Origin of the sequence: Advenella mimigardefordensis DPN7 (genome assembly GCF_000521505.1) — a bacterium.
Lineage (GTDB): Bacteria > Pseudomonadota > Gammaproteobacteria > Burkholderiales > Burkholderiaceae_B > Advenella > Advenella mimigardefordensis.
Genome location: NZ_CP003915.1, coordinates 381,791 through 396,026 on the forward strand (window position 1 = coordinate 381,791; position 14,236 = coordinate 396,026).

The 14,236-nt window shown below is 57.3% G+C and carries 14 protein-coding genes; 10 read left to right on the forward strand and 4 right to left on the reverse strand.

Translation table 11 applies throughout. The annotated features are described in order from the left end of the window. The first annotated feature begins 272 nt into the window (after positions 1 to 272). From MIM_RS01740 to MIM_RS01765, 6 genes are all read left to right on the forward strand, one after another. Positions 273 to 896 carry a flavin reductase family protein gene (locus MIM_RS01740; protein ID WP_025371039.1) on the forward strand — a complete coding sequence of 208 codons (624 nt, stop codon included), beginning with the start codon at positions 273 to 275 and terminating at the stop codon, positions 894 to 896. A gap of 54 nt (positions 897 to 950) precedes the next feature. Then, entirely contained in the window at positions 951 to 1,577 is a 627-nt protein-coding gene (locus MIM_RS01745; protein WP_025371040.1) for a glutathione S-transferase family protein, read from the forward strand. Between the two features lie 62 nt (positions 1,578 to 1,639). After that, entirely contained in the window at positions 1,640 to 2,257 is a 618-nt protein-coding gene (locus MIM_RS01750) for a carboxymuconolactone decarboxylase family protein (protein WP_025371041.1), read from the forward strand. Next, entirely contained in the window at positions 2,254 to 3,162 is a 909-nt protein-coding gene (locus tag MIM_RS01755) for an amidohydrolase family protein (protein ID WP_025371042.1), read from the forward strand. Before MIM_RS01750 ends, MIM_RS01755 begins: the two co-directional genes overlap by 4 nt. Further along, positions 3,163 to 5,559: an acyl-CoA dehydrogenase gene (locus MIM_RS01760; protein WP_025371043.1), complete on the forward strand. Its 2,397-nt coding sequence runs from the start codon at positions 3,163 to 3,165 to the stop codon at positions 5,557 to 5,559. A gap of 126 nt (positions 5,560 to 5,685) precedes the next feature. Then, positions 5,686 to 6,909: a CaiB/BaiF CoA transferase family protein gene (locus MIM_RS01765; RefSeq protein ID WP_025371044.1), complete on the forward strand. Its 1,224-nt coding sequence runs from the start codon at positions 5,686 to 5,688 to the stop codon at positions 6,907 to 6,909. Positions 6,910 to 7,065: 156 nt separating this feature from the next. On the opposite strand, the gene MIM_RS01770 is transcribed toward MIM_RS01765, so the two are convergent. Next, entirely contained in the window at positions 7,066 to 7,938 is an 873-nt protein-coding gene (locus tag MIM_RS01770; protein ID WP_042069846.1) for a LysR substrate-binding domain-containing protein, read from the reverse strand. 111 nt (positions 7,939 to 8,049) lie between these two features. Between MIM_RS01770 and MIM_RS01775 the strand changes: the two genes are divergently transcribed. Beyond that, positions 8,050 to 8,754, forward strand: coding sequence for an SDR family oxidoreductase (locus MIM_RS01775; RefSeq protein WP_025371046.1), 705 nt, complete (start codon positions 8,050 to 8,052; stop codon positions 8,752 to 8,754). Positions 8,755 to 8,887: 133 nt separating this feature from the next. Here MIM_RS01775 and MIM_RS01780 read toward each other — a convergent pair whose 3' ends face one another. Both MIM_RS01780 and MIM_RS01785 read right to left on the reverse strand, forming a co-directional pair. Beyond that, a complete protein-coding gene (locus tag MIM_RS01780) occupies positions 8,888 to 9,346 on the reverse strand; it encodes a MaoC family dehydratase (RefSeq protein ID WP_025371047.1) in 459 nt (152 codons plus the stop codon). 73 nt (positions 9,347 to 9,419) lie between these two features. Beyond that, the gene (locus tag MIM_RS01785) at positions 9,420 to 10,451 is read right to left on the reverse strand and encodes a Bug family tripartite tricarboxylate transporter substrate binding protein (RefSeq protein WP_025371048.1); all 1,032 of its coding nucleotides are present in this window, start codon (positions 10,449 to 10,451) and stop codon (positions 9,420 to 9,422) included. A 184-nt stretch (positions 10,452 to 10,635) separates the two neighbouring features. Here MIM_RS01785 and MIM_RS01790 point away from each other — a divergent pair, with 184 nt between their 5' ends. The 3 genes from MIM_RS01790 (at position 10,636) to MIM_RS01800 (ending at position 13,542) form a co-directional block, all read left to right on the forward strand. Beyond that, on the forward strand, positions 10,636 to 11,865 hold the full coding sequence (locus MIM_RS01790) for a CaiB/BaiF CoA transferase family protein (RefSeq protein WP_025371049.1): 1,230 nt from the start codon (positions 10,636 to 10,638) through the stop codon (positions 11,863 to 11,865). A 17-nt stretch (positions 11,866 to 11,882) separates the two neighbouring features. Beyond that, entirely contained in the window at positions 11,883 to 12,647 is a 765-nt protein-coding gene (locus MIM_RS01795) for an enoyl-CoA hydratase-related protein (protein ID WP_025371050.1), read from the forward strand. Between the two features lie 139 nt (positions 12,648 to 12,786). Beyond that, positions 12,787 to 13,542: a GntR family transcriptional regulator gene (locus MIM_RS01800; RefSeq protein ID WP_162472007.1), complete on the forward strand. Its 756-nt coding sequence runs from the start codon at positions 12,787 to 12,789 to the stop codon at positions 13,540 to 13,542. Positions 13,543 to 13,569: 27 nt separating this feature from the next. Here MIM_RS01800 and MIM_RS01805 read toward each other — a convergent pair whose 3' ends face one another. Next, positions 13,570 to 14,199: a LysE family translocator gene (locus MIM_RS01805; protein ID WP_025371052.1), complete on the reverse strand. Its 630-nt coding sequence runs from the start codon at positions 14,197 to 14,199 to the stop codon at positions 13,570 to 13,572. Positions 14,200 to 14,236: the final 37 nt, after the last annotated feature.

Consider the following 14,236-nt stretch of genomic DNA (forward strand, 5'->3'; position numbering starts at 1 on the left):
GGCTGATGCGTATGCTCGGGTGTGACATGGGATGATTGGTTCTGTCATCCCGCTACGCTTTGCTGCTGGTCGCCAGCGTAGCGTTAACACGTTTTATTTACTTTAAGTGTTTCCTGTCGCCCTGACGCTTGTTCAGGTGTTGAATTGATGTTATATTTAAAAGGTCATAAGTATGGTTTTTTCACCTTTGCTCTTTTTTCGTCATCGCGGATTTGCTCATGCGAGCGACGGCATCGGATCGAACCAGGACTTTGGCACACACGGAGAAAGATATGTACTTCGATATGCAGGCCCTTGAGGCAAAAAATACCTACAAGCTTATGGGGAGCGTCGTGCTGCCTCGCCCTATCGCCTGGGTGGTCACCCAGTCCGAGGACGGTACCTACAACGCCGCGCCGTTTTCCTTTTTCAATGTGCTGTCCGGAGACCCGCCTGTCGTCGCGCTGGGGATTGGTCATCATGGTGATGAAAAGAAAGATAGCCTGCGCAATATTGAACGCACCGGCGAGTTTGTTATCAACCTGGTATCGGCCTCGCTGCTGGATGCCATGAATATCACCGCTACCGAATATCCCTATCACATAGACGAATTGCAGGAAGCCGGGCTGGCGACGCTGCCTTCGGAAAAGGTCAAACCTGGCCGGATTGCCGACAGTCCCGTGGCGCTGGAATGTCGTTTGTGGAAGGAAATGGATGTCGATGGCAAACGCAGTATTTTGCTTGCCCGGGTCGAGGGTCTGCATATAGACGATGCAGCCGTGATCGATGCCGATAAATGCTATATCGATGGCAACAAGCTGGATCTGGTTGGCCGCATGCATGGCGCCGGCTGGTATACGCATACCAGGGATTCGTTTCAGCTGGATCGTATTCCCTATAAAAAAACCGAGTCCTGACGCGCGTCAGGACGATTGAACGCCGCTACTTAAACTTAACTCTCAAGAGACATGATGAAACTGCATTGGTCACCTCGCTCGCCGTTCGTGCGCAAAGTAATGATTGTTCTTCACGAAACCGGCCAGGCCGAGGCCGTTGAACTGGTTCGTACACCAGTTGCCATGGCGGAACCGAATCTGAGCCTGATTCCCGACAATCCGTTGATCAAGTTGCCCACCCTCGTGCTGGATGATGGTTACAGCCTGTTTGACTCTCGCGTCATCTGCGAATATCTGGCCACACGTGCCGCAGAGCGAGGTCTGGCGCTGTTTCCTGCAGATCCGCAGCAGCGCTTGCGTGTGTTAAGGCAGCAGGCATTGGGCGATGGTTTTATGGATGCGTTGCTGCTGTATCGCCAGGAGCGCAATAAGACGGAAGAAAGACAGACGCCGGCCTGGCTAAGTGCGTTCGCGCTTAAAACCGAAGCGACCCTCAACTTTCTGCAGGCGAACGTGAGCGCGCTTGACCAAGGTGGGTTTGATATGGGGGCGATCACAATAGGCTGCGCGCTTTCCTATCTTGACTACCGGTTTGCTGATCTGGACTGGCGCCAGCGCGCGCCTGATCTGGCACGCTGGCATGCCGACGTATTCGTATGCCGACCTTCCGTGGTCTGCACCGAGCCAGACGAAACGCCGTGACTGGCCGGCCAGGCTTCTCACTGTATTGAATAGATATCACCGCATCAACCCCAGGAATATTTATGAGTCGTATCCCTTTTCCCACTGTAGAGACCATGAACGAGGCGCAGCGTGCCGTCTATGACGAGATCGTGAATGGCCCGCGTGGCCGGCTGGTTGGGCCATTGCGCGCAGTACTGCACAACCCTGAACTGGCTCAGCGCTGGCAAAAGCTGGGCGAAATGCTGCGCTTTGGCACCAGCCTGCCGCCACGGCTGAACGAGCTGGCGATTCTGGTGACGGCGCGCCACTGGAACAGCCAGATTGAGTGGTATATCCACGTGCAGTCCGCGCTGGCAGCTGGTGTGCCGCAGGCAATTGCAGATGAAATAAAGAACTGCGAGGTGCCGGGTTTCACCGATGCGCAGGATGCCGCAGTCTATGAATTTGCGCGACAGCTGCTGGCTTACGGTACCGTTGATCCTGCTGTTTATGAGCGTATTCGCACCTGGTTCGATGTGACTGGCGTGGTTGAGCTGACTGCGGTGGTGGGCTATTACACCATGGTGTCCATGACCCTGAACGCCCACGAAATACCGCTGCCAGATGGCGCGACCAGCCCCCTGGTGCCACCGCAGCGTGACGATCAGCAGGTCCTGAGTACGCTGGCGCCGATCTCTCTGGAGGACATCGCAGCGTGACAGAAAATTATATTCCCGATAGCGTGGACATGCCGCGCATGCCAACACCACCTGCGGTGAGCCTGCCCAATGGCAGTTGTGATACGCATTGTCATGTCTTTGGTCCTTACACTGATTTTCCTTTGCATCTGCGCTCAACCTATGCGCCGCCGGATGCACCTGCCGGGCGCTATCTGGAGATGCTGGATACCGTTGGCATGCAGCGCGGGGTGTTGGTGCAGCCAGCGCCTTACGGAACCGATGTATCGGCCATCATCAATGCGATTGCACGACGTCCCGCGCACTTGAGAGGAATTGGGGTAGCAGTGCCGGACGCGGACGCACAACAGTTGAAGCAGTGGCGTGCTGCGGGTATCTGTGGCCTGCGCTTTATCGAAGCACGCGATCCGCAAGGTAATCTGTTTCCGGGGAGCGTGGGGTTTGACAATATCGAGACCCTGGCGCCGGCCATGCGCGCAGCTGGCATGCATGTGCAGATGTGGGGGCCGTATGAACGCTATGCGCCATGGCTGGAACGTGTAACGGATCTGGGCCTGCCCGTGGTCATTGATCATATGGCCAGTGTGGTGCTGGCCCGTGGCGTGCAGGATCCGCAGTTCCAGCTGATCTGCCGATTGCTGCGTGAACAGCGCTTGTGGATCAAACTATCGGTATGTCGGGTGTCGACGCAGGCTCCGGACTATGCGGATGTCCGGCCGTTTCACGATGCGCTGCTGGAAGCCAATGTAAACCGTGTGCTGTGGGGGTCCGACTGGCCGTATGTTCGCATGGGCGAGCGGGCCCCTGATGTGGGCCGCCTGATCGAGCTGGCCTGGGACTGGTTCGGCACCGACGCCGTTCGCCGGCAGGTATGGGTGAATAACCCGTCAGCACTCTATGAATTTGCTCAGGGAGCAGGAAAATAAATGTCACTGGACAAGCAACAAATCGATGCCTTTGGCGATAGCGCCAGAGATCTTCTGTCACGCATGAATCACGCCGGGCGCATGCGCGAACGGGTATCGCAGCCCCCCGCGCTGGATCGTGATTTCTGGCAGGAAATGGCCGAGGCCGGCTGGCTGGCGGTACTGGTTCCTGAAGAACAGGGCGGGCTGGGCCTGGGGTTGGGAGAAATAAATGCCATTGCCCGGGAGATGGGTGCGGCGCTGCCGGCAGAACCGCTGGTGGCGGTTGCCGTGCAGACCGTGACGCTATTGTGTTCACTCCCGCCAGGCCCCTTGCGTGATCGCCTGCTGGCCGGGATTGCTGACGGTTCTCTGGTGGTTGGCACTGCCTGGCAACAGCGCCCGGGACAGGTCCAGGCAGGCCCGGGCGCTATTCTGTCAGCGTCAGAGGGTGCATTATCAGTGTCGGGGTATTTTATTGGGGTTTCGCCCGCGACCGGCGCCAGCGGCTGGCTTATCCTGGCGCGCGAGCAGGAGGAAGACGTTCTGCTGTGGCAGGAAGCGGGCGCAGAGGGCGTGCATCTGACCGACGCGCGACGGGTGGACACAGGCAGCATGGGTACATTGCAATTGCAATCCTGTCCTATTGACCAGACACAGGTGCTGGCACGTGGCGCGCAAGTGCTGAGCGCCGTAGATAAGGCCAATGATTACGCAAGGATTGCGCTGTCGGCGCAATTGCTGGGCTGCGCCGGGCGCGCCTTTGATATCACGCTGGAATACATGAAGGTCCGGGTGCAATTTGGCAAGCCGATAGGCGCGTTCCAAAGCCTGCAGCATCGCATGGTAGACAGTTATATCCAGTTGCAAATGCTCGAATTCGCGCTATGGGATATCACCGCGGCCCCTGGGCAGACGCCCGCTGTGCTGGCCATGCAGGCCAGTCGGTTAAAGGCCCGTGCTGAACAGGCGGCGGGTCAGGTTACCCGTCTGGCGGTGCAGATGCATGGCGGCATGGGGTATTCAGATGAGTCCGATGTCGGGTTGATGCTTAAAAAAACCATTGCGCTTTCCAGCGAGCTGGGTAACCGGCGCGCGCACCTGACGCGCTACCTGCAGTTGCTGCAGACGCAGCCGGCTGCGTCTGCCGATACCTCGGCCGCCTCGTCCGACGCGTCAGCCAGGGCTGACGCAAGAGACAACACCTGGACGTCATTTCCTACCGACAGGGATTGGGATGCGATGCCTGAAGCTGAATTCAGGCAGATGCTGCGCGCCTTTTATCATGCGCACTATCCGGAGCACTTGCGGCATCGTAACCGTCGCCTGCATTGGCACGAGATTGGCGACTGGTATCGCACGCTGGCGCGCCAGAAGTGGATTGCACCTGCGTGGCCCAAACAATACGGCGGCATGGCATTGTCTGCTGAGAAAATGATTGCCTACATTGAAGAGCAGGAGCGCTATGGCGTTGGCCGTCCGCCTGATCAGGGTCTGGTCATGCTGGGGCCGATTCTGATTCGTTACGGCACGCCGGAGCAACAACAAAAGTATCTGCCGGCCATCCTGTCCGGAGAACACGTCTGGGCGCAGGGCTATTCGGAACCGAATGCCGGCTCCGATCTTGCGTCCCTGAGGTGCGAGGCAGTAGTTGACGGTGATGATTTTGTGGTGAATGGCCAGAAAACCTGGTCCACGCTGGCTCAGGATGCGACCCATATGTTTATGCTGGTGCGCACCGACAAGGAGGTGAAAAAGCAGGCGGGTATCAGTTTTCTGATGGCGGATCTGCGCACGCCCGGCATCACGGTGCGGCCGATACGCACCATCGCCGGTGATGAAGAGTATTGTGAAATTTTCTTCGACAATGTGCGCGTACCCAAAGAGAACCTGGTGGGTGAACTGAACCAGGGATGGACCATCTCCAAGGCGCTGCTCGGCTTTGAGCGCCTGTTCAGCGGCAATCCCAAGCATGCACAGAACACACTGGCCATGATTGACAAGGTGATCGCTGCGACCGGATTGCATGACGAGCCGGCCTTCATGGCGCAGTATGCCCAATTGCATATGGATATTGCCGATCTGTCGTGCGCTTACGCGGCTTTCTCCGATATGGTTCGGCGTAACGAGCCGTTGCCGGCCAAGGTGTCGCTGCTGAAAATATGGGCGACGGAAACGCACGAGAAGGCCTCGCTCCTGCTGCTGGATGCGGCGGGGGAGCAGGCTGGCACGGCCGGCGCTGCCGATTTTATAGGCAATAGCCAGGGGCAGGCGGGCAGCGAGGATCATCGAGCCGTGGTTGTAGAAGATTTACAGATGCCGCTATACAACGCCGCCGCAGCAAAGATATTCAGCGGCACCAACGAGATTCAGCGCAATATCCTGGCCAAAGTGGTGCTGGCGCTGCCGGTGGCGTGAGTTGACAGGCCGGGTCTGCAGCGATCGAACCTACAGCAACCGAACATATCAACCGAACATATCAACTGAACACAGCAACTGAACATATCAACTGAACATATCAACTGAAACGAAATTGGAGTAGACATGGCACAAACGCTTTCACATATCCGGGTGCTGGACCTGGGGCGGGTGTTTTCCGGACCGTGGACGGGCCAGATGCTGGCCGACCTGGGGGCGGATGTGATCAAAGTAGAGCGCCCCGGTCGTGGCGATGATGTTCGCCAGCAGGGTTACCGCGCCAAAGATGCGGCGGGCAACGAAACGGCCGAGACATCGTCGTTTCTGGCCATGAATCGAGGCAAGCGCTCGGTCACGGTGAACATGTCCAGCCCGGAAGGCCAGGACGTGATTCGCCAGCTGGCAAAACAGTGCGATGTGCTGATCGAAAACTTCAAGGCCGGCGATCTGGCCCGCTATGGCCTGGATTATGCGTCGCTCAAAGAAGTGAACCCGCGCCTGGTGTATTGCTCCATTACCGGCTTCGGACAGTCCGGGCCTTATAGCCATCGGCCCGGCTATGATCCGATCTTTCAATCCATGAGCGGCCTGATGAGCCTGACCGGTAATCCGGCAGAAGAGCCGGGGGGCGGGCCGCAAAAAGTCGGCTATGCCGTGTCGGACCTGACGGCAGGCTTTTATGCCATTATCGGCATTCTGGCTGCCCTGAATCACCGCGATGCGGTGTCCGGTGAAGGACAGCATATTGACATTGCCCTGTTCGATGCGCAGGTGGCATCCATCGGGCATATCGCCATGAATTATCTGGTCTCGGGCATGGTTCCAAAACGCATGGGTACGGCGTCGCCCATCACCTGCCCGTATCAGGCCTTTGAATGCAGCGATGGCTATCTGATGATTGCGGTGGGCAACGACGCGCAATTTCGTCAGTTTGTGCAACTGCTGGGGTTGCCGGAACTGGCGGATGATCCCCGTTTTGTGCTGAACCGCCTGCGCGCACAGAATCAGAAGGCATTGATCCCGTTATTGCAGGCCGAGATGATCAGGCACCCGATTCGCTATTGGCAGGATCAACTGGATGCCATGAACGTGCCCTGCGGACCGATCAATGATCTGAGCCAGGTGTTTGAGGATCCGCAATTGCAGCATCGCCAGATGCTGATGCACATGGAGCATACGACCGCAGGCCGCATTCCGCAAATTGCCAATCCGCTGAAACTGTCAGCGACGCCGGTCAGTTATCACCGGCCACCGCCAACCCTGAGCGAACATACGGATGACGTGCTCACTGAGTTGCTGGGATTGGATGCGGCAGCCATTGCCCGATTGCGTGAAAATAAAGTGATCTGAGATGGAGCCAAAGAGCCGGTCCCGTGAGCAGGACCGGTCATCGTAGCAGGCGGCGCGCCGTTGTTGTCCGTGCACGATGAGGCCACGGTGGTGGGTTCAATATCGTTGGCGATGATTCCGATACGCTCGCGCAATCATCATAAACGGCGATCCCCGTCAATTTGCAGCGAACTGTTCTGCACACCAATTCCATATGGCAGTCACGGCCTGCGTGGATGAGGCGGTGCGTTTGCGAACGAGATAGAAACTGGGACCCATCGTGGTGGTTTTTTCAATCACCTGCAGCAGTCGTCCGGCCTCGAGATCCGCAGCCACAAAAGCGCGGCAGGCCAGTGCAACGCCCTGGCCGGCAAGGGCAGCATCCAGCGCTAATGTGGTCTGGTTGAACACGGCCCCGGGAAGCCCTTTGTCAGCGTGCAATAACGTTGGCCAGTGATCATGGGCGTCGTGTAAAAGCGGCAGCTTGCGCAGTTGATGCATGGTCAATGGCAATGTCAGATGCCTGAGCAGATGCGGGCTTGCCACTGCCACCAATTCCTGGTGAAACAGTAGCTGCGCCTGCAGTTCGGCAGGAAAAGGTTTATCTGTGAGCCGGATGGCGATGTCCACCTGGTCATGATCAAAATCCGATAGCGATTCTGTTGCAACGGTTCGCAACTCGACATCGGGAATGGCCGTACGCAACTCGGCCAGGCGGGGAATCAGGAGTTTGGTGGCAACGGTAGGTGTGACACTGATGGTCACCCTCCGGGGCTGGGCCAGTAACTGACTGGTAGATTCGGTAAGCGTATCAAACGCGCGTGTCACGTCCACAAGATAGGCGGCGCCTGCTGCGGTCAGTGCCAGGCCACGCGCATGACGCTGAAACAACACAATGCCAAGATGCGCTTCCAGCGCGCGTACCTGCTGTGCAACGGCCCCCTGGGTAACACCCAGTTCCCGGGCCGCAGCCTGAAAACTGAGCCGACGGCCAGACACTTCAAAGGCACGCAAGGCATTCAATGGCGGCAACTTCCGGCGAGAGGTCATTATAGCGTCCGACAGTAGATTTTCTACATTCTATTGCATAAATTCATCGCGTGCTTATTCAATGCTGTTGAGTGATAATAAAGCTGGAAATAGATTCTTTAGGAGAATGAGATGTCTGTAGAAAAAGTCGCACTGATTACTGCCGGTGGTTCAGGTATGGGCGCTGCCGCAGCGCGCAAACTGGCTCAGGATGGTTACCACGTTGCTATTTTGTCTTCGTCCGGCAAAGGGGAAGCGCTTGCCCGGGAACTTGGCGGTGTGGGTGTCACCGGTTCCAACCAGTCCACTGAGGATGTGCAGCGACTGGTTGATTTGGCCATGCAAAAGTGGGGGCGTATCGATGCCCTGGTGAATTCGGCAGGGCATGGTCCGCGTGCGCCGATTCTTGATATCACGGATGAAGATTGGCACAAGGGCCTGGATGTTTACTTTCTGGGCGCGGTACGGCCTGCCAGATTGGTCGCGCCGATCATGGTGGCCCAGGGCGGTGGTGCGATTGTCAATATCTCCACTGCCTGGGCCTTTGAACCTACCGAGGTATTCCCAACGTCCACGGTTTTTCGTGCAGGCCTGGCGAGCTTTACCAAGATTTTTGCCGATACCTATGCGGCGAAGAATGTTCGTATGAATAACGTGTTGCCAGGATGGATTGACAGTCTGCCGGCGACGGACGAAAGGCGCGACAGCGTGCCCATGTCGCGTTATGGCAAGGCCGAGGAAATCGCCGCCACGATTGCCTTCCTGCTGTCGGAAGGAGCGGGCTATATTACCGGACAGAACATCAAGGTTGATGGTGGTGTCACGCGTGGCGTGTGATGTCAGTGAATCGCCGTCAGAACCGGATTTTTGTCGGTGCTGTCGAGAATATTTTATCTCGTGTTCAGGTGCCGCATAGGCCGTGTGTCAGAGGTGCTCAGTTGCCAGCGCCGGCTCGCCCATTAATTCTATTTCATTCGTCATAAATAAGCAGCAGCATGGTGGCAACCAGTGCCGGCCGATCCTCTCCTTGTATTTCAAATGTATTGGAAAACGTAAAGAGCGTACCGCCGTTTTTCGGTTGTGCGTCTACCAGCGTCTGCTGCAGCCGGACCTGCGAGCCTACCGGCACCGGGCTGACAAAGCGCAGGTGATTCAGACCGTAATTGAGCCCCTTGCCGCGTCGGCTGATCTTGAAAATATCCCGGGCCAGCACCGGAATCAATGAAAGAATAAAAAAGCCGTGTGCAATGGTCTTGCCTTCCGGCATTTCGCGCTGCGCACGCGCGATGTCCACATGAACCCAGTGATCATCGCCGGTAAGACTGGCATAGTGGTCGATCTGATCCTGCGTCACGGTAAACCAATCGCTGGTGCCCAGCGATTGGCCACAATAGCCTGCCAGTTCGGCGGGGGTATCTACTCGCAACATGTGTCTTCCTTATATTAGCCATGCCCGCCTTGCGACGGGCGGGCGTCTGTTACTGCTCTTCATTGTCCTGCTGTTATTGTCCAATAGTCACACCGGTGGTCTTGACAATGGTTTCCCATTTCTTGCGGTCGGTCTCAACAAACGCCCGGGCCTGTTCCAGCGACATGGACACCGGCGGCAGATAGCCCTGGGCATTCAGGCGAGCGATCGTGTCCTTTTCTTCCAGTACCTGGTTCATCGTGGTATTCAGGCGTGCCAGTACGGCCGGGTCGGTTTTGGCAGGGGCAATCAGCAGGTTCCAGATCTCTATGTCCAGGTTGGGGTAGCCGCTTTCGACCAGCGTCGGGACTTTATTCATTTGTGGATAGCGCTGCGCACTGGTGACCGCCAGGAACTTGAGCTTGGGATTGCTCAATTGCGCTTTGGCAGCCGGTCCGGTCAGAATGCCGATAGGTACCTGACCACCGATCAGGTCGCTGGTCAGCGGCGAATCGCCTTTATACGGGATGTGCACGATGTCGGTATCGGTGATTTTTTTGAAGTATTCGAAGACCAGGTGGCCGGGTGTGCCCGCGCCGGATGTCCCGTAAGACAGGCTGCCCGGCCTGGATTTGGCCAGCGCGACTAGTTCCTTGATATTGCTGACAGGCAGATCTTTGTTGACGGCAACGACCAGCGGCAATGAGCCGATATTGGCAATAGGAACCACATCTTGCGGCTGATAAGGGACTTTCATGCCGATCAGGCGGGCGATGATGGTGCCGCCTACCGGCCCCACGCCCAGATTATAGCCATCGGGCTGAGCGCGGACGACCGAGGCGATGCCGATGGTGCCGGCGGCACCCGCGCGGTTTTCCACGACCATCGTTTGTTTCAACTGTTTGGACATACCATCGGCCAGAATGCGTGCCGCGGTATCGCTGGAGCCGCCCGGTGGGAACGGTACGGTCAGCTTGACCGGTTTGGAGGGATAAGCGTCATCTGCGGCCAGTGCCGGAGCAGGCGCCAACAGCACGGCGCATAGCGTGAGTGCGGCTGCCAGGGCGCCCTGAATGCGCATGCCGGTGTCTGGCAGAAAGGACAAAATAGGGGGAGACTGTCTCATTGCGTTCCTCTTTGATAATGTGTTGGACCCGTTTGTTCTTGATCTAAGGCTGTGGCGGGTAGCGCAGCACTGGACACCGGACATGCTAGGGTATTCTGTTTCTAATGTCAATAGGTCGTATTATTGAACTATATAGGCTATAATTGTGTCCTAAATGAGTATGCCAGTTTAAGGAGATGGAAGGATGAGTCAGAAAAGCGGGCCGCTGTCGCATGTGCGAGTGCTGGACCTGAGCCGCATCATGGCGGCGCCATGGGCAAGCCAGTTGCTGGCAGATATGGGGGCGACGGTCATCAAGGTAGAACGCCCCGGGCAGGGAGATGATACGCGCGCGTGGGGGCCTCCGTTTTTGCAGGACAGCGAGGGAAATAATACCGCGGAAGCCGGTTATTATCTGTCGGTCAATCGTGGCAAGGAATCGATTACGGTTGCGCTGGATACGCCTGAAGGCCAGCAGATTATTCGTGACCTGGCGAGAGATTGCGATATCGTGCTGGAAAATTTCAAGACCGGCGCGCTGGCCAAATATGGACTGGACTACGCCAGCCTGAAGCAGGTAAATCCGCGTCTGATCTATTGTTCGGTCACCGGTTTCGGTCAGGACGGCCCTCGCAAAAATGAAGCGGCCTACGATTTTCTGATCCAGGCCATGGGTGGCCTGATGAGTGTAACCGGTGAGCGGGATGACAAGCCGGGTGGCGGGCCACAAAAAGTAGGTATACCCATCGTGGATCTGATGACCGGTATGTATACTGCAGTGGCCGTGCTGGCGGCCCTTGCCAATCGTGAGCAGACAGGCCAGGGCGACTATATTGATCTGGCCATGCTGGATGTGCAAACGGCCGTGCTGTCCAATCAGGCCATGAATCATTTGCTGTCCGGCAAGACGCCCAAACGTGGCGGTAATGCGCACCCGAATATTCAGCCACAGGACGTTTATTCCTGCCGGGACGGGGATGTGATTCTGGCCGTAGGCAATGACAGGCAATTTGTCAAATTGTGTGAGGCACTCCAGCGGCCGGAACTGGCGAGCGATGCGCGTTTCAGCGTCAATGCCCAGCGTGCCCGCCATGTTGGGGAACTCACCGCGCTGTTGCAGGACGTCTTTGCTGACTGGGCCCGTGCCGATCTGGTCGCTGTGCTCAGTGCGGCGGGCGTGCCTTGCGGGCCTATCAACAGCATTCCCGAGGTGTTTCAGGAGCCACAGGTTCAGCATCGGCGCTTGCTACGCACCTTGCCGCATCCGGCGGGTGTAGACGTGCCACAGGTCGTCTGCCCCATCAATTTTACCAACCAGCCACTGCAGTTTGAGTCGCCCCCGCCGCTGTTGGGACAGCATACCGAAAAAATTCTGACCGATCTCGGTTACGACGCAGCGCGGGTTCGCCAGTTGCGCGAATCTGGCATTGTTTGAAACAAAGGAAAAGCAATATGAATGAAATCCAATTGGAAAAGCAGGGAAAAATCGCGATCGTCACACTGGATTCGCCGCCGGTCAACGCCCTGACTCTGGCGCGCTATGAGGCCATTACCCAAACGTTTGAATCGATCAATGCCATGGACGATATCAACGTTGTCGTATTCACAGCCAAAGGCACCAAAGCCTTTTGCGCCGGGCTGGAACTTAAGGAGTTCCTGGCCGCGACGCCCGAGGAAGACCCGGCAAGGGCAAAGGTAGTACGCGCCACGTTTCGTGCGATCCGCCATTGTGCGGTTCCCGTCATAGCGGCGGTTAACGGCCCGGCGCTGGGCGCAGGTAGCGTGCTGGCCAGCAGCAGTGATATTCGCATCGCTTCGGAGAAGGCGACCTTTTCCATGCCTGAAATCAATGTTGGTCGTTGTGGGGGCGGTGCGCACACTGGTCGCCTGGTGCCACAGGGCAGCCTGCGGTATATGGCGTTTACCGGCGAGCAGATCAGCGCCTGGGAGGCTCATCGCGTGGGATTTGTGGAAAAGGTGGTGGCCCCGCGTTTGCTGATGCCGACGGCGATGGATATGGCACAGGTCATTGCCTCTAAAAGCCGTATCGGTCTGGTCACCATGAAAGAGGCCCTGAACCGGATTGAAGCCATGCCGGTAGACGAAGGCTATGAGCTTGAGCAACAGTACAGCACCAGACTGATGAATTCGGAAGATGCACGTGAGGCCGTGCGCGCCGTGGTTGAAAAGCGGGCACCTGTGTTTAAGGGCCGATAGTCTGATTGATGTGCCTTTGGTTACACGGCTGGCCGGATGACTCGGTATAATGCACGAGTTAATGGCGGTGTTGCAGTCGGAAACGGGCACATATGTTTTCGTTTCCGGCCGGCCAGAGCCAACATAAATGGACAGGAAGATGACGCAAGCGCAGACCAGGAACAGCACCGCACCCATTGATTTCAGCCGCAGCGCGGCCGCCCGCTATGTGCAACTGGCCAGCCTGTTTCGGCGGCGGGTCGAATCGGGCCAGTGGCCTGTAGGCTCGCAGATCCCGACAGTCGATGAACTGGCCGAAGAATGCCAGGTGGCCCGGGCAACGGTGCGGCAGGCCCTGGATTTGCTGCAAGCGGAGCAACTGATTGAGCGGTATCGCGCCAAAGGTACCTTTGTTACCGGTAAGCCGCAAGAACAGTTTTGGTGTGAAGTGGCATCCAACTGGGATGGTCAGCTTATCGCACCCGACGGGGTGAGTATTGAGATTCTGTCCGCCAGGGATCGGCGGATGCCGTCTTCGGCAGACTTGTCGCTGGGCAAGCTGGCGCAAAGTTATCAGTACTGGCACCGCCGGCACTGGCGCAACGGACGACCCTACTATCTGGGTGAAGTCTTCATTGATGAAAAAGTGTGTCGGCGCATTCCGGCCAAGGCATTCGAAACCAAAACATCCATGCGCATTTTGCGTGACTTGCCCGGGTTGGAGATTGTCGAGGCGCATCAGACATTGACACTGGGCTCGGCTGATCCCGAGCTTGCCGACTTGCTGCAACTGCCGCTGAATGCACCGGTAGCCCACGTGCACCGCAGCGCCGTGGATCGGAACGGCACAATTGTCTTTATCGGCGACGGTATATATCGCGGCGACGTGGTCAGGCTGGATATTCGCCTGAAGTAGGTATGGGTATCTTCGGCCGCGAGGCCTTTATTTGCTGCTGGTAGCCAGCTTGACCGCCAGGCCCACAAAGACCAGCGCGGCCAGTTTGTTAAGGACCTGCTGGGCCAGAGCCGAGCGCTTCAGATAACGTCCCGCAAAACTGGAAAAGGCAGCCACCAGATTGAAGAGCAGCAGTGCGCATACGATGAAAATGGCGCTCAGCATCAGCAATTGCAGTGTGACCGAGCCCGCTTCGGGGCGGGCAAATTGCGGCAGAAAGGCCAGAAAGAAAATACTGAGTTTGGGATTGGTGGCGCTCATCAGAATGCCGCGTCGATAAAACTGCAGGTCACTACGGCGCGAGGGGGCAGTTTCTCCCGAGGCAAACACCGGCGGTGCGCGCCATGCCTGCCAGGCCATATAAAGCAGGTAGGCGGCGCCCACCAGCTTGAGTACCAGAAACGCGGTCTGTGACGCAGCGATCAGAGCAGCGACACCAATGGTCACGATGAAGGTGTGCCAGAGCAGGCCCGTGCACAATCCCAGCGTGATCATGAATCCGGCACGCCAGCCCCAGAGCATGGATTGAAACAGCACAAACAGATTATCGGGTCCTGGCGTGAGTGCCAGCAGGCAGGCAATACCCGCGAAAACGAATGCGGTGTCGGCACTGATCATGATGTCTCCGGATCGGACGTGGCTATAATGGTTGACT

Excerpts from the sequence above, each read along its gene's own strand:
- MIM_RS01740 (WP_025371039.1), top strand. The coding sequence starts at position 273 with ATGTACTTCGATATGCAGGCCCTTGAGGCAAAAAATACCTACAAGCTT.
- MIM_RS01745 (WP_025371040.1), top strand. The coding sequence starts at position 951 with ATGAAACTGCATTGGTCACCTCGCTCGCCGTTCGTGCGCAAAGTAATG.
- MIM_RS01750 (WP_025371041.1), top strand. The coding sequence starts at position 1,640 with ATGAGTCGTATCCCTTTTCCCACTGTAGAGACCATGAACGAGGCGCAG.
- MIM_RS01760 (WP_025371043.1), top strand. The coding sequence starts at position 3,163 with ATGTCACTGGACAAGCAACAAATCGATGCCTTTGGCGATAGCGCCAGA.
- MIM_RS01765 (WP_025371044.1), top strand. The coding sequence starts at position 5,686 with ATGGCACAAACGCTTTCACATATCCGGGTGCTGGACCTGGGGCGGGTG.
- MIM_RS01770 (WP_042069846.1), bottom strand. The coding sequence starts at position 7,938 with ATGACCTCTCGCCGGAAGTTGCCGCCATTGAATGCCTTGCGTGCCTTT.
- MIM_RS01775 (WP_025371046.1), top strand. The coding sequence starts at position 8,050 with ATGTCTGTAGAAAAAGTCGCACTGATTACTGCCGGTGGTTCAGGTATG.
- MIM_RS01780 (WP_025371047.1), bottom strand. The coding sequence starts at position 9,346 with ATGTTGCGAGTAGATACCCCCGCCGAACTGGCAGGCTATTGTGGCCAA.
- MIM_RS01785 (WP_025371048.1), bottom strand. The coding sequence starts at position 10,451 with ATGAGACAGTCTCCCCCTATTTTGTCCTTTCTGCCAGACACCGGCATG.
- MIM_RS01790 (WP_025371049.1), top strand. The coding sequence starts at position 10,636 with ATGAGTCAGAAAAGCGGGCCGCTGTCGCATGTGCGAGTGCTGGACCTG.
- MIM_RS01795 (WP_025371050.1), top strand. The coding sequence starts at position 11,883 with ATGAATGAAATCCAATTGGAAAAGCAGGGAAAAATCGCGATCGTCACA.
- MIM_RS01800 (WP_162472007.1), top strand. The coding sequence starts at position 12,787 with ATGACGCAAGCGCAGACCAGGAACAGCACCGCACCCATTGATTTCAGC.
- MIM_RS01805 (WP_025371052.1), bottom strand. The coding sequence starts at position 14,199 with ATGATCAGTGCCGACACCGCATTCGTTTTCGCGGGTATTGCCTGCCTG.